Annotated in this window: 14 protein-coding genes; 6 read left to right on the top strand and 8 right to left on the bottom strand. The window is 47.9% G+C overall.

Annotated features, from left to right (window positions below; genetic code table 11):
• Positions 1–7: 7 nt before the first annotated feature.
• Complete coding sequence (locus tag VF685_RS04220) at positions 8–1,030, bottom strand: alpha/beta fold hydrolase (protein WP_286384855.1); 1,023 nt, start codon at positions 1,028–1,030, stop codon at positions 8–10.
• Between the two features lie 309 nt (positions 1,031–1,339).
• On the opposite strand from VF685_RS04220, the gene VF685_RS04215 reads away from it, so the two are divergent.
• Entirely contained in the window at positions 1,340–1,954 is a 615-nt protein-coding gene (locus VF685_RS04215; protein WP_034598190.1) for a carbonic anhydrase, read from the top strand.
• A 96-nt stretch (positions 1,955–2,050) separates the two neighbouring features.
• On the opposite strand, the gene VF685_RS04210 is transcribed toward VF685_RS04215, so the two are convergent.
• The gene (locus tag VF685_RS04210) at positions 2,051–2,662 is read right to left on the bottom strand and encodes an arylesterase (RefSeq protein ID WP_005179403.1); all 612 of its coding nucleotides are present in this window, start codon (positions 2,660–2,662) and stop codon (positions 2,051–2,053) included.
• Between the two features lie 32 nt (positions 2,663–2,694).
• Between VF685_RS04210 and VF685_RS04205 the strand changes: the two genes are divergently transcribed.
• The gene (locus VF685_RS04205) at positions 2,695–3,420 is read left to right on the top strand and encodes an ABC transporter ATP-binding protein (RefSeq protein WP_168383173.1); all 726 of its coding nucleotides are present in this window, start codon (positions 2,695–2,697) and stop codon (positions 3,418–3,420) included.
• 1 nt (position 3,421) lies between these two features.
• Positions 3,422–5,905 carry an ABC transporter permease gene (locus VF685_RS04200; RefSeq protein ID WP_180087693.1) on the top strand — a complete coding sequence of 828 codons (2,484 nt, stop codon included), beginning with the start codon at positions 3,422–3,424 and terminating at the stop codon, positions 5,903–5,905.
• A gap of 34 nt (positions 5,906–5,939) precedes the next feature.
• On the opposite strand, the gene VF685_RS04195 is transcribed toward VF685_RS04200, so the two are convergent.
• Entirely contained in the window at positions 5,940–6,758 is an 819-nt protein-coding gene (locus VF685_RS04195) for a rhomboid family intramembrane serine protease (RefSeq protein ID WP_163145574.1), read from the bottom strand.
• Positions 6,759–6,836: 78 nt separating this feature from the next.
• Here VF685_RS04195 and mtgA point away from each other — a divergent pair, with 78 nt between their 5' ends.
• Together mtgA and ppk1 are read left to right on the top strand one after the other, a co-directional pair.
• Entirely contained in the window at positions 6,837–7,511 is a 675-nt protein-coding gene (gene mtgA / locus VF685_RS04190) for a monofunctional biosynthetic peptidoglycan transglycosylase (RefSeq protein WP_045796058.1), read from the top strand.
• Positions 7,512–7,622: 111 nt separating this feature from the next.
• On the top strand, positions 7,623–9,704 hold the full coding sequence (gene ppk1 / locus VF685_RS04185) for a polyphosphate kinase 1 (RefSeq protein ID WP_104487327.1): 2,082 nt from the start codon (positions 7,623–7,625) through the stop codon (positions 9,702–9,704).
• A gap of 93 nt (positions 9,705–9,797) precedes the next feature.
• Here ppk1 and oxyR read toward each other — a convergent pair whose 3' ends face one another.
• From oxyR to rubA, 4 genes are all read right to left on the bottom strand, one after another.
• Positions 9,798–10,697 (bottom strand): LysR family transcriptional regulator OxyR, encoded by a 900-nt coding sequence (gene oxyR / locus VF685_RS04180; RefSeq protein ID WP_005179377.1) that lies wholly within the window; start codon positions 10,695–10,697, stop codon positions 9,798–9,800.
• A 13-nt stretch (positions 10,698–10,710) separates the two neighbouring features.
• A complete protein-coding gene (locus VF685_RS04175) occupies positions 10,711–11,646 on the bottom strand; it encodes an alpha/beta fold hydrolase (protein WP_045796061.1) in 936 nt (311 codons plus the stop codon).
• Positions 11,647–11,697: 51 nt separating this feature from the next.
• Positions 11,698–12,876, bottom strand: a complete 1,179-nt coding sequence (locus VF685_RS04170; RefSeq protein WP_127800563.1) for an NAD(P)/FAD-dependent oxidoreductase — start codon at positions 12,874–12,876, stop codon at positions 11,698–11,700.
• A gap of 77 nt (positions 12,877–12,953) precedes the next feature.
• The gene (gene rubA / locus VF685_RS04165) at positions 12,954–13,118 is read right to left on the bottom strand and encodes a rubredoxin RubA (RefSeq protein WP_005179369.1); all 165 of its coding nucleotides are present in this window, start codon (positions 13,116–13,118) and stop codon (positions 12,954–12,956) included.
• Positions 13,119–13,622: 504 nt separating this feature from the next.
• On the opposite strand from rubA, the gene VF685_RS04160 reads away from it, so the two are divergent.
• Positions 13,623–14,165 (top strand): adenine phosphoribosyltransferase, encoded by a 543-nt coding sequence (locus VF685_RS04160; RefSeq protein WP_005179368.1) that lies wholly within the window; start codon positions 13,623–13,625, stop codon positions 14,163–14,165.
• 53 nt (positions 14,166–14,218) lie between these two features.
• Here the strand turns inward: VF685_RS04160 and VF685_RS04155 are convergent, their stop codons facing one another.
• Complete coding sequence (locus VF685_RS04155; protein WP_034598188.1) at positions 14,219–14,725, bottom strand: YqiA/YcfP family alpha/beta fold hydrolase; 507 nt, start codon at positions 14,723–14,725, stop codon at positions 14,219–14,221.
• Positions 14,726–14,922: the final 197 nt, after the last annotated feature.

Below are 14,922 nucleotides of genomic sequence, written 5' to 3'. Positions count from 1 at the left end.
CTGGAACTTAATTTAAAGGAATCAGTTTATCAGCTAGCGGGTTTTTTAGGTTCTGTGTTTTGGCCAGGAAGGGTAAATAATGTTGTACCACTTGCTGTTCAGCTTCCAGCATTGGCACATGACCGACATTATTTAAAATGACCGGGGTTTCCGCGCGTTTAAACAGCCCCTGTAATTCTTTGGCGACTTCAACATTAATAATTTTATCGTGCTTGCCCCAGAGAATCAGGGTCGGTGCTTCAATATTGCGGGTGAGGCGGGCAAAGCTGTCCGGGGTGTAAATCCGGTTTAGGGTCACCATCTGATCAATAAATTTTAAGGATTGACTGGCCCGTGAAATTAACAGTTTTTCTTGAGCAGATTTAAACTGCTCTGGTACTTTCGGCGGGTTTTGCATCAGCTGATGCGCAATATGGTCTAAATCGCCCGGCACGGTGACCACCAGATTTTTCAGTAACAGCGGATCTTTGGTATAAGGCGTATTGGAGTGTTTATAAATACCGGCACTGTTCAGCAGGAACAGGCTTTGGGTATCAAACGGATATTGGGCTGCATAGACCGTTGCCACAGAGCCACCCAATGAGTGCCCGGCAATATTCAGCTTGTCGGCAATATTCAAGGTTTCTACCAGCTGACGCAATTGTGCGCTCATGCTTGGTACAGACAGGTCAAAATTGCCCGAACTCTGGGTTTCACCGGTATTGGGTAAATCGGGGATAATCACATGATAGGACGGGGTGAGAAATTTGGCCACCCGGTTCCAGTTGTCGCGGTGTCCGGCAAAGCCATGTAACAGCAAAATGGTTGGCCGATTAACATCGCCGCCTTCATTATAGCGCCAGGTAATATTGCCAATTTTCAAGCTTTTCGAGACCAGACCCGCCGCCTGGCGTTCAGTCTGATAATAATGCTGCACCACCTGCTGTTCAGGCGAGAGTTTGGCGGCAGAGCTGAGCAGAGGCGCAGACAGTGCCAGTGCCAGGACTGCCAGTCGTGGCCAAGACAAAAATCGCGAAGAATCCTGCTTCATTGACGATATCCCCAAGAATATTTTTTAAATAGGCGTCGGCTCGGCTTGTTTGAATTGTGTAAATTTTCGCCTTAAGTCGAATTGAAAATGCTGTTTCTGGTTATTGTAAGGGCTTTGCAGAAAATGTCACCTAGCTGTTTTTTGACCGGGTTGGTGTGCTGCTTTTGAAGTGTGATGTAAATCGCAATTACTTTAGGGAAATTTGAAAAAATTTATCTTATAAAAATTGATCAGCTATTTTTTTTGCAAGTGACTTTGCCTCGGCAGAGGATTAAAATGCTGAAAATTCAAAAACTGGTGGTAACAAGAATGCTCACAGCTCAAGAGGCTTTAGAACGTCTTAAACAAGGAAACCAACGTTTTGTTTCGGGCAATACCAATCATCCGAAACAACTAACCCACCATCAACGTGCAGAGATGGCCGAAGACCAGAATCCTTTTGCGATTGTGCTCGGTTGTTCTGATTCACGTGTACCTGCAGAAATGGTTTTTGATCAGGGACTCGGCGATCTGTTTGTGATTCGTGTGGCAGGGAATATTGTTGCGCCATCTCAGGTCGGCAGTGTTGAATTTGCGGCAGAGCGTTATGACTGCGCCGTGGTTGTGGTTTTGGGCCATAGTCACTGTGGCGCGATTCAGGCCACCATTGATACCTTGATGTGCCCGGACTGTCCACCATCTGCCAATCTGATGTCAATTGTGAACCGTGTTCGCCCGTCCGTAGAAACGCTGATGCAGACTGAACTGAAAAATGATTTGGCCAAGCTGTCGAAACATGCGGTTCGTTCCAATGTGTTTGCCTCAGTGAATCAGCTACGTCATGGTTCAGCAGTGTTAGAAAACCTGATTGAGCAAGGTCAGCTGAAAGTCGTAGGTGCAGAATATTCATTAGAAACTGGTGAAGTAACTTTCTTTGATTTTTAATTGATTCTAAAAATAATTAAAAAGCGGGCATTGATGTCCCGCTTTTTTTATGGCTGAAATCCGGATCTTGAAAACCATCTCAGCGTTGAATCGGCTTTATTTTAATGCTGCCTGAATGAAGGGATAGGCATTTTTCAGCAAAATGGGCTGGGCTGCAGCCGTCGGATGGATCAGATCTTTTTGCATCAGGGTATTTTTACCGGCGACACCGTCTAGGAAGAAGGGCAGTAATTTGACCTGATAACGCTGGCTCACCACTTTGTAGTTATTTTCAAACGCCTTGCTGTAGGCGCTGCCATAATTGGGTGGCATTTTCATGCCAAATACAATCACCTTGGCTTTGGCCTGTTGACTGTGCTGAATCAGCCGCGCCAGATTATTTTGAATCAGCTGCGGTGGCTGACCACGCAAGCCATCATTACCGCCCAGTTCAATTACCACCACATGCGGCTTATGCGTTTGCAGTAATTTGGGCAAACGTGCCAGCGCGCCGCTGGTGGTTTCGCCACTCACACTTGCATTGACCACTTTATGCTGTTTCGGATACTGTTGCTCTAAACGTTTTTGTAACAGATGGACCCAGCCTTGTTGTGGTTGCAAACCGTAACCGGCGCTTAAGCTGTCACCCAGAATCATGATGGTTTTGGCAGACACCAGCATGGGCATGAAGGCAAGCCCCGCCACAGCGAAATAAGCAAAACAACTCATTTTGAAATTGCGAATGTGCATTTAAGGATACTATGACTCAATTCACTACAGATACCGCCATCATGCCACAAAGCATTATTTCTGCCCAACAATTGACACAAAAGATACAACTTGCACAAAAAACACTGACGATTTTTGAAAATTTAAATCTGGAGATCCGGGCGGGGGAACAGGTGGCAATTACCGGCCGTTCCGGTTCAGGCAAATCGACCTTATTGGGGATTCTGGCGACCTTGGATCAGGCCAGTGCCGGGCAGTTAACGGTCTGTGGTGAATCAATTCAGGAGCTGAATGAAGAACAGCGTGCGCTGGTGCGGCTGAAATATATTGGTTTTGTATTCCAGTCGTTCCAGTTATTGCCGCATTTAACCGCACTGGAAAATGTCATGCTGCCGCTACGCTTGCAACCGAATTTTAAATTTGCCGAGGCCGAACACAAGGCGCGTAATTTACTGAAAAAAGTCGGACTGGAACGGCAGGCAGAGCAGACCCCGAAAGTCCTGTCGGGTGGTGAGCAGCAACGGGTGGCGATTGCCCGGGCTTTAATCAGTGAGCCTAAAATCATTTTTGCCGATGAACCGACCGGGAATTTAGACAGCGAAACCGCCAAAGAAATTGAACAGCTGTTATTTCAACTGAACCGTGAACTGGGGACCACCTTGGTGCTGGTGACGCATGATCCGAAACTGGCGCAGCAATGTCAGCGCCATTTTGAACTCAGTCAGGGACAATTGCTGGAACACCCGGCAGGAGGATGAGATGAACCCGTTATTTCGTCCTTTACTGACCCAGAGTTTTAAAAGTACCGGTGTTTATCTGTTACTGATTGCGCTAATTCTGGCAATTAGTGCCACAACCGCGCTGAAATTCAGCAATGAGCAGATTCAAAATGCGGTGGCTTTGCAGGCGGCAGAAATGCTGGCCGGTGATCTGGTGCTGTCTGACAATAAACCGATTGCACCGCGCTGGGAAGCGGCGGCCGATGAGTTAGCGCTAAAGCAGTCGCATGTTACGGTATTTAGCTCGATGGCGCACACCGGCGATGAATTTGTGATGGTGAATGTCAAAGCCATTGATCAGGCCTTTCCGTTACGCGGCGAACTACGGGTTGCACCGCAGCCTGCTGCTGCCATTCAACCGGGCGAGGTCTGGGTCAGCCAGCGCGCGATGGAGCTGCTGAAAATTCAGGTGGGCGATACCTTAAATATTGCCGATGGTGCCTTTCAGGTCACAGCCAGCATCGAGCATGATTCCAATCAGGAACTGGGTTTTAACGGTTTTTCACCGACGGTGATCATTGCCCAGCAAGATGTGGCGCGTACCAATGCCATTCAGGTCGGCAGCCGGATTAACTATCGTTTGCTGATGGCCGGCACACCCCAGCATACCCGCCAGTTCGAGCAGGATTTTAAACAGTATCAGGAGAGCTTGCCCAAGACCCAGGAAATTGACGGGCAGAATATTAGCGAACCAGATGGGCTGCGCCTGCGCAATGCCAGTGAAGGCAATACCCGCTTGATGCGTCCAATTGCCAATCTGGATACCTTTTTACAGCTGGCCAATATTCTCACCATTTTACTGTGTGGCATTGCCATTGCCCTGACCAGCCAGCGTTATGTGCAGCAGAATCAGGATCATATTGCTTTAATGCGTTGCATTGGCGCGACCAAGAAACAGATTCTGGGCGCTTATCTGACCTTGTTGGCGGTGGTGCTGTTACTGGCGATGCTGCTCGGTAGTGCGGTCGGCATTACGCTAGGCTATGGGCTGTTGCAATTGATGTTACAGCTGATTCCGCATTTGCAATTGCAGTTTTCGGCTGTCGAGATGCTGCTGGGGCCACTCCCGATTGCCATGCTGACCAGTGCCGTGGTACTGCTGGGCTTTATTCTGCCAAGTCTGTGGCAGCTGCTCAATACCCCACCAATCCGGGTGATTCGCCAGCAGGAAAAATCTGTCCAGTCGATGCTATGGATGCTGCTGACCGGCACACTCAGCCTGATGCTATTTAGTGTGGTGCTGACTGAAAATCTTGTGCTAACGCTATGGGTCATGGGCGCCATCATCCTGCTGTGTAGCGTACTCTATGCCGTAGTCTGGAGTTTCCTGAAACTGATCCGCAATTTAAAAAGCGGCATCTCGGCCTATGTACGCACGCCGTATCAGACTGCGTTTCAGATCACCGCACTGGCGCTGGGCCTTAGCCTGATTACCGTGCTGGCAGTATTACGTACCGATCTGCTGGATCGCTGGCAGCAGCAATTGCCGGAAGGCACGCCGAACCAGTTTGTTTATGGTTTACCACCGTTTGATATGCCGGAGTTTCAGACTCAGCTTGAACAGCTGGGCTGGCACAGTACGCCGCTGTACCCAAATGTGCGCGGGCGGCTGGTGGCCAAAAACGATCAGCCCTTTGCAGAAGCGCTAATCCAGCACAATAATTCGCTCCGACGTGAACTGAACCTGACCCAGGCCGAGCGCTTTCCGGCCGATAACCTGATTGTGGCCGGACAGGAACAGTTTAGTCAGGTCGGGCAGGTTTCGGTTGAAGCCAATACTGCGCAAGAACTGGGCATTGAGATTGGCGATACGCTGACCTTTAGTTTGCCAGAAGGCTTGTTGCAGGCCAAAGTCATTAATCTGCGCAGCGTGGAATGGGAAAGCTTTAGTCCGAATTTCTTCTTTATTTTTTCACCGCAAACCATGGATGAAAATGCCGGCAGCTATCTGGGCAGTTTCTATGTGCCAGAGCAGGACCGGCCGGCACTGGTGCAGCTGATCCAGCAGTTTTCCAATACCGTATTTATTGATGTCAGTCTGATTCTGGAAGAGATTAAACGGATTGTGAATGTGTTGGTACAGATTATTACCATTCTGGCAGTATTGGTGGCCGTGTCTGGGATTCTGGTTCTGATTGCCTGTTTAAACCTGCTGATGGATGAGCGGAAACGTGAGGTGGCCTTGCTGCGTTCTTTTGGTAGTTCCAAGCAGAAATTAAAACGGATGATGAGTCTGGAAATTGGCCTGATTGGCGGAATTGCCGGAGTGGTGGCCTGTCTGTTTGCCGAGGTGATTAGTGCGATTGCCAGTTACCGGATGGAACTGGCAATTCAGCCACATTGGGAAATCTGGCTAATCTTGCCGGTTGTAATGACTTTATTGTGTGCTTTAATTGGCCGTTATCGGCTTAGTTATTTATCTGATATTCCGCCTTTGCAAAGCCTGCGAGAGATGAATCAATAAGTTTCATCTCTGCATTAAAATGGTGGGGTATGCGTTACAGCTGCAATTGCTGGCGCATCATCGCGAGAATTTCCTGCCACAGCGGGGCAAGCATCTGTACCTGTTGCAGACAGTACTGATAAAACAGCCAGCTGATGATGGCGGCGCCGGCCAGCGCCAGCAGCGAAAACAGCGCTGACTTGTGCAGCTTCTGGCCGATGTACCAGATAGCAGCCAAGGCCGCGCCCATCACCATGCCGCCAATATGTGCGGCATTGTTAATTCCGCTAATCATAAAGCCCATAAACAGGTTCAGGCCCATCACCAGTAACAGGGTTTTCTTATCCAGCAGAAAACGCTGTTTTGGCAGACGTGGCAATAATGATAAAACCGTCAGGGAAGCACCCAGACCCATCACTGCACCGGATGCACCAGCGCTCACACTTGGCAGTAAATCCGGGCTGGTCAGGCCATGCGCGAGAATTTGTAAGGAATCCTGAATCTGCAAATAGCCACTGAGCAGGCTGCCCATCAGTCCGGCCAATATGTATAAACCTAAAAAATACAGCCGACCAAAGAGCTGTTCGGCCACGCTGCCAAAAATATACAGGGCCCACATATTCAGCATCAGGTGAATCATGCCAAAATGGAAAAACATGCTGCTGAACAGACGCTGCGGCTGTTCGAGAAAGGTCAGGGGAGCATAGTCGGCGCCCCAGAGAATCGCATCTCGGGTGCTGGGCTGGCTGGCATCGACACCGGTCAGGATTTGCCAGGCAAATACACCAATATTGAGGGCAATCAACAGGGCCGTCAGCCACCATAAATGCGTTTCGGGTTTACGGTGAATCAGCGGCGGTGAATATTCAGACATGCTATTTTTATACAATGATGATTTATTTCGTTATAAGCTTAACACGAAAAATTCACGCCTCAGGAGCCCCAAGCTGACATGAAAGCTTTTATTGTCCGTACCTTATTAATTCTTGTCAGTCTGTTTTTATTGATCCAGTTGTGGATTTTCTCGAGTCTGGCCTGGTGGCGAACCCAGCCGGTACAAAGTACCATGATGATGCGCCTGGACTACTGGTCAGATACTTCCCAGCCTATCCGGCATGAATGGCGTGACTATGACCAGATCAGTGAATATCTGAAAAAAGCCGTGGTCGCTGCCGAAGATGGCAAGTTTATGCAGCATCATGGTTTTGACTGGGAAGGCATTCAACATGCGCTGGAACGTAATAAAGATCAGGGTCAGGTGGTGGCTGGCGGTTCGACCATTTCCCAGCAGCTGGCGAAAAACCTGTTTTTATTTAACCAGCGTTCGTTTTTGCGTAAAGGTCAAGAAGCCATTGCGACCTGGATGATGGAACGCATGTGGAGCAAGCAGCGGATTCTGGAAGTGTATTTAAACTCGGTAGAGTTTGGCGACAATATTTACGGTATTGAGGCGGCGACCCAGCATTATTTTGGCAAGTCTTCACGCAGCCTCAGCCGTGAAGAAGCGATTTTTCTGGCTGCGATTTTACCGAATCCGAAATATTATCAGGACAACCGTTCCGGTCGTGGTTTGGAGCCGCGTAAACGTATGATCCGTAAATACATGCGTTACAGCGAGATTCCTTGAGTTGTAAAATTGAAAAAAAGCCCACAGCAGTGGGCTTTTTTTATGAAATTGTCACAAAATTGAAGCATACTTATGAATAGTGAATACTTGAGAAAAAGTCATAGGGTGCATATGAATACGGCAGCGAGCGCGACCCCTGCGCAAATAGACTATACCTATAATGATCGATACATCAATCGTGAGCTTTCTATCCTCGATTTCCATTTGCGCGTGCTGGAGCAGGCAGTCGATCCTTTGCATCCGTTGCTGGAACGTATGAACTTTTTACTCATCTTTTCACGTAACTTAGATGAGTTTTTTGAAATTCGTGTTGCAGGTGTCATGGAGCAGCTGGATCTGGGTAATGAAAGCCGTAGCCCGGATGGCTTGACTCCAAAACAGGTACTGGAGCAGATTTCCCAAACTGCCCACGCTGCCATTGAGCGCCAATACCGTATTTTAAACCAGGAAATTCTGCCTAAACTGCGTGAAGAAGATATCTGTTTCTTGCGCCGTGGTGAACTAACGCCAGCCCAATCGGCCTGGGTGAAAAAATATTTTCAGGAACAGGTGGCACCGGTTTTAACGCCAATCAGCCTGGACCCGGCTCATCCATTCCCGCGTCTGGTCAATAAAAGCCTGAACTTTATTGTAACGCTGGAAGGGAAAGATGCCTTCGGCCGTCAGATTGACCTGGCCGTGGTGCCAGCGCCGCGTTCCTTGCCACGTGTGGTGCGTTTGCCAGATGAATTGACTGGTGGTAAAGAACATCACGTGATGCTGTCTGCAATTATTCATGAGCATGTATCGGACCTGTTCCCGGGCATGACTGCGACTGGCTGTTATCAGTTCCGTGTGACCCGTAATGCCGATTTGGCCTTAAACGAAGATGTCGAAGATCTGGCCAAAGCGCTGAAAGGTGAGCTGAACTCCCGTCGTTTTGGCCGCGCGGTGCGTCTGGAAGTCACCCAGAACTGTCCGCAACCGATTTATGAATATCTGCTGAATGAGTTCGATCTGCATGAAGATCAGCTCTATAAAGTGGATGGTCCGGTGAATCTGGCGCGTTTATTGTCTAACTTTAAACGTCCACATTTACGTTATGACTCACATACGCCAGTGATTCCGAAAGTGTTGAAAAAGTCCGAGAATATTTTTTCGGCCATGCAAAAGCAGGATATCTTGCTGCATCATCCGTTTGAATCCTTTGCCCCGGTGATTAACCTGCTGCGTGAAGCGGCGCGTGACCCGCAGGTACTGGCAATTAAACAGACTTTGTACCGTAGTGGTGCCGATTCTGAAATCGTACAAGTCTTAGCGGAAGCGGCGCGTAATGGTAAAGAAGTGACCGCGGTCATTGAGCTGCGTGCGCGTTTTGATGAAGAATCCAATATTGCCGTGGCCAACGTGCTGCAAGAAGCCGGCGCGGTGGTGGTCTATGGCATTGTCGGTTATAAAACCCATGCCAAAATGATTCTGGTGGTACGCCGTGAAAATAACAAGCTGGTGCGTTATGTGCATTTGGGTACCGGTAACTATCATGCCGGTAATGCGCGGATTTATACCGACTACGGCTTGCTGACCACAGACAAGGAACTCTGTGAAGATGTACACCGCATTTTCCAGGAACTGACCGGCATGGGCAAAATGGCCAAGCTGAAAAAGCTGCTGCATGCGCCGTTTACCCTGCATACCCAGCTGATCAACTTTATTGATGATGAAATTGCCAATGCCAAAGCCGGTAAACCAGCGCAAATTATTGTGAAGGTGAATGCCTTAACCGAAATGCAGCTGATTAATAAACTGTATGAAGCTTCCCAGGCTGGCGTGCAGATTGACCTGATTATCCGTTCGATTTGCTGCCTGCGTCCGGGCTTGCCGGGGCTGTCGGAAAATATCCGGGTACGTTCCATTGTCGGCCGATTCCTGGAACATACCCGCGTGTATTACTTCAGCAATAATGGTGATGCGCGTATTTACTGTTCAAGTGCTGACTGGATGGACCGTAACCTGTTTAACCGGGTTGAAGCCTGCTTCCCGATTGAAGATCCGGCACTGAAAAAACGCATTTATCAGCAAGGTCTGCAAATTTATCTGCAAGATAACCAGCAGGCGTGGCTACTCCAGGGGGATGGCACCTGGGTTCGTGCACAGGCCGCAGAAGGCGAGCCAGCTTCCAATGCGCAGCGCACCCTGATCGAGATGATTCAGTAAGCGAAGCAAGCCTGATATTTAAAGAATGTCAGGCTTTTATCCGCTAAAAAAATAAGGAGCTGATGCTCCTTATTTTTATGGGTATTGAAGAACTTAGCTGTGCGATATTTTTTGCAGAATCTGCAATAACACATCAAATTCGCTTTGCAGCGGAGTACTCTTACGCGTTACTAAGGCCAGGGTGCGGGTAGGTGCTGCGTCAATCTGTTTTACCACCAGTTCTGAATTGGCCTGAATCATATTGGTATGAATGGCAATTTCAGGCAGCAGGGTAAAGCCGAGGTTGGCTGATACCATTTCCACCAGGGTTGGTAGCGAGCTGGCTTTTAAACGATGATCATTTTTACGCTCACCAATCGGGCAGGCACTTAAGGCATGATCACGCAAGCAGTGGCCTTCTTCCAGCAGCATCAGGCGGGACAGGTCCAGATCTTCTAAAGACTTGGCCTGAGCCGAGTGTGCATCGGATTTATGGTGGACCAGTACCAGATTTTCTTTGGCAATTTCGGCAACTTTCAGACTGCGGGTATCAAACGGCAGCGCCAGTAACACCATATCCAGGTTACCGTGTTCCAGTTTTTCTACAATTTTTTCACTTTGTGCTTCATGCAGGTGTAACTGGATTTTTGGCAGTTGCTTATGCACTTCATCTAACAGCTGCGACAAAATGAACGGTGCAATGGTTGGAATTACACCTAAATGCAGGTCGCCGGTTAAGGGCTCGCTCATTTCACGGCTTAGACGCATCAAGTCCTGTGCATCGGCCAATAGAACACGCGCTCGGGCTACAACTTGTTCACCGAGAGGAGTCAAACGTACATTCTGGCGATCGCGTTCAACCAATACGCCACCCAATAAGCGCTCTAACTCCATGATTCCGCCCGACAATGTCGATTGAGTCACGAATGAACGGCGCGCCGCTTCTGTAAAATGCAACGTTTCAGACAGTGTAACGAGGTATGACAGCTGTCTTAAGGATGGTAATGCAGCCATAGTGTCCTAATGCTTATAATTTAAAGTGATGAGCAAATAATTCGCTAAGATATGGAATGAAATGCGGAGGGATATCATGCCCCATTCCTTCAATTAATTCAAATTTAGCGTCAGGTATTGCTTTCGCAACAGCCTTACCATGTGCAGGTGGAAGTAAGCGGTCACGAGAACCATGAACAACCAGCGTGGGCTGTTGGATCTGCTTGTCCAGACTGCGCAATGAGCCTGTACATAATATTGCTAAAAACTGCTGAAGTACACCCGCTGGATGGTAACTTCGCTGATATAATTTACGGGCGGTCTGTACCGCTTCCATTTCATTCAGATAACCTGGCGAACCAATCACTTTAAACAGTTTCAGGCTGTGGTTAATAATGCCTTCTTCATCATTGGATGCCGGCTTGCCCACTAGGCTGAACAGCTGTTTCGGGAAAGGAGGCGGTAGGAAAGGCTGGTTGTTGCTGGTAAACAATAGTGCCAGTTTTCTGACCTTGTCCGGATAGCGGGCCGCCAGAATCTGTGCAATCATGCCGCCCATTGAAGCGCCAATCACATCAACCTGTTCCAGCTCCAGTTTATCAATCAGCAGGGCCACATCATCGGCCATATCATACAGGTTATAAGGCGCCCCCTGATTTTCTAAACCCAAGGCAAAACGGCCCATCAGTTTTAGGGTATTCAGGCGCTCGCCCTGATGGCGTACTTTGGAGGACAGGCCAATATCGCGGTTATCAAAACGGATGACCCGAAAGCCTTGGTCAATGAGTGACTTGCAGAAAAAGTCCGGCCAATACAGCAGCTGCGCGCCCAAGCCCATGACCAGTAAAATGGTCGGATTGCCAATTTCGCCGCCCATTTCGACATGCAATTCAATGCCATTGCCCAAGTCGACTTTGGTTTCGTGCATAAAACTGCTGTAAGGTGAAACATTTAACCGCAAGCTATTCATTCTTATATTCCTTTCTTCAAGGTGAGCGCGCACCCCTGATGGATTAAAGCGCTAAACTGCCGCTGGAATCAAGTCAGGAACAAGTTTACTTAAAGCCAGGCGCTGTTTGCCGGCTGTTGGCCCGAGCAGTACAAAGCCGCGTAAGGTGGCAGTGCTGTCAAAGGCTTTGGCAATCATGCCATCGTCCAGTTCTTCATTTTGCCAGGTCACTTCTACATCTACCGGAGCAGGTAACACGGTTAATGGTGCCGCCGGGGTTTTCACTGCAACCGGCATAGCCGGGTAGTGCACTTGTGTGGTTTCACCATTTAAGGTTTTGGCCAGGGCACGTGCCTGCTGCATGATTGGCATGACATACGGCAATAAAGTCCCGTTGACTTCAGCGCAGTCGCCCACTGCATAAATATCAGCCAGGTTGGTTTCCAGTAAGCCATTGGTGAGCACGCCGCGACTGGTATGAATGCCAGCTTCTTTGGCTAAAGTAATATTCGGCTGTAAACCGACGGCGGACAGTACCACATCGGCACTCAGGCTGCGGCCATCGGCCAGTGTCACCAGATAATCACCCTTATCCAGTTTCGATACTTTATCGACCGTGGTGCCCAAGACAAAATGAATCCCAGTTTCTTCCAGGTTCTGTTTAAATGCAGTGGCAATAAATTCAGGCAATAAACGGCCCAGCGGTTGAGGTGCCAGATCAATCACCGTGACTTGATGCTCGGTGTTTTGCAGGTCATTGGCAAATTCACAGCCAATCAGGCCCGCGCCTAAAATCACCACACGTTTGTCCTGACGCGCTGCCAGCTGTTCACGGAAGGCTTTATAGTCATTTAAATTATTGACCACGTGAATATCATCACTGCCATCACCTGAAATGGCCAGACGAATCGGGTTGGCACCGACTGCCAGGACCAGTTTGGCATAGGCTTGCTGGCTTTCGACGCTATCTTTCTCTAAAGTCAGCAGATGCTGCTCGGCATCAATGGCTTTGACCCAGGTATGCGCTTCAATACGCATATTCAGCTGCGAGCCCATTTTCGCGGCATCCCCCAGCGCAATCTGTTCGGGTGCTTTTTTGCCGGCCAGAGCATTGGAGAGGGTGGGTTTTGCATAGTTGATTGCATCATCTGCGCAAATCATGACCAGTTCCTGTTCAGGGTTCAGTTTGCGAAATTCACGGGCGACTGTATAGCCAGCCATACCAGAACCAATGATGACAATCGGATGCATTATTTTCTCCATAAAAGGTTGAGCATAAGTTTCAAGACATAAAAAAAGACCATGCAGTTATGGTCTTCGAGGCGTACTTAGATTTCGACCATTTCAAAATCGACTTTAGATACGCCACAGTCCGGGCAGGTCCAGTCATCTGGAATATCTTCCCATTTGGTGCCCGCGACGATGCCATCTTGCGGCCAGCCTTCTGCCTCGTCATAAATCCATCCACAAACGATGCATTGATACTTTTTCATTTGACTCTCCAAAAGCCGATCTTCAATAAACCTGACCGGCAAAAAATTCCCTAACCAGCATGACTCAGTTGATATGATTTTAACACTTCATATTCGCTTAAATTTTTACGCAGTTATGAGGTTAAAGTAAAGTAAATATCGGAGTCTAATGCTTCATTTCTAAAGCTGAATGGCTAAGAAGGACAAAATTTATCTTTAAAATCTCAAATATTGCATAGTGTCGGACAATATGCACACTAAAAACCAGCGCAAATCTTTTCAAAATATATGAGAGATCATCTAAATTTCGACTAAAGTCGGACAGCTATTTTTGCTTAAATAGGCTATTCTATAATTAGGATAATCTATATTGGTTATTTAGTATAAAAATACCAATAATAAAAACAATGATTTACTAATTTTAATCGGGTTTTATTTAAACCTGAAGGGCGGATTTTGGCTGGTCTTCGCGGTCAAGACGCTGTAAAATTCACCTATTCTTTTTAATCTCTCTCCGATCTCCTTATGAGCAAGCTGTCTACAACGTTGTGGTCTCACATTCGTACTGTCCAAAACTTTCCTAAAGCCGGTATTTGTTTTTATGACTTGACCCCTTTATTCATGAAAAATATTGGTCCGTTGACAGATGCTTTAATTGAAAGTATTCCTGCAGAAAAACTGGCTGAAGTAGATAGCTTTATTGCGGTAGAAGCACGTGGTTTTGTGCTGGCCAGCCTGTTGGCACAGCGTACTGGCAAGGGCTTATTGCTGGTGCGTAAAGCCGGTAAATTACCACCACCGGTAGTGGGTGTGGGTTATAGCCTGGAATACGGTCTGGACCGTCTGGAAATGGCGGCAGATGTCACCGGTCAGAAAGTTATTATTGTGGATGATGTTTTAGCGACTGGCGGTACCTTAAAAGCAGTGAAACAACTGGCGGAAAAATGTCAGCATGAAATTCTGGGTGCGAGCATTTTCCTGGATTTACCAGATTTACACGCAGATTTAGGTCTGAACATCTGGTCGGTACTGGATGAACGCTCTAAGCCGGTGGAAGCAGTGGCTTAAGTCTGAGCACTACCCTGTAAAACATAGAAAGCCTTGCCGAGTGCAAGGCTTTTTTATTTGTGCAGTGATTGCTGTTCCAGTTGCCAGATTAAAGGATTGATATTTTCAGGACACACCAGCCGATGATGACCGCCTTTAAAAGCATGAATTGGCATGTAATTTTCCAGCTGGGTTTGTACCCAGTGCATGTCCAGCTGTTCATCGCCGAGTTCCAGATAGGCCAGCTGCGGAATATCATGGTCCAGTTCCTGTTCGGAAATCTGCGGATAGTCCGGTCGGAAGTCGGGTTGTAAACTCGGGTTGGCAATGACGCAGGGAATACCATGCAGCGCCGACATCTTTAAGGCCCAATAGCCGCCGAGGCTATGTCCGACAATAATTTCAGGCTGGATTTTAACAATAATATCGTTATAGAAACTGGCCACCGTCTGGTAGTTCAGATTGCGATAATCTACGGTAATACAGTATTTTTTATCTGCGCAGATGGCATGAAACTTACTCGATTCACGTGAGGAATCCAGCCCATGCAGAAATAGGATTTTCGAGGTGCATCTATTCATTGTTTTCATTCACACTCAAGCGTCTATTGAATAGTTGAAAAGTTCCCTTTTCAATTAATTTCTCCTGCTTATTGTAAGAGTGGTGGCGCAAGAAAGAAGTTAGCTATTGGTCTAACAGTTCAGCAAAAGGCGAGGTGCTGTTTAGCAGAGGTTTAGAAAATGAAAAAAATGGCTTAGGATTCAGCAGAGCATACGAA

Source organism: Acinetobacter sp. Brlt_5, assembly GCF_051949055.1.
GTDB classification, from domain to species: Bacteria; Pseudomonadota; Gammaproteobacteria; order Pseudomonadales; family Moraxellaceae; genus Acinetobacter; species Acinetobacter indicus.
Note: the sequence above shows the minus strand (reverse complement) of the source record. Positions and strands in the feature narration are given on the sequence as shown.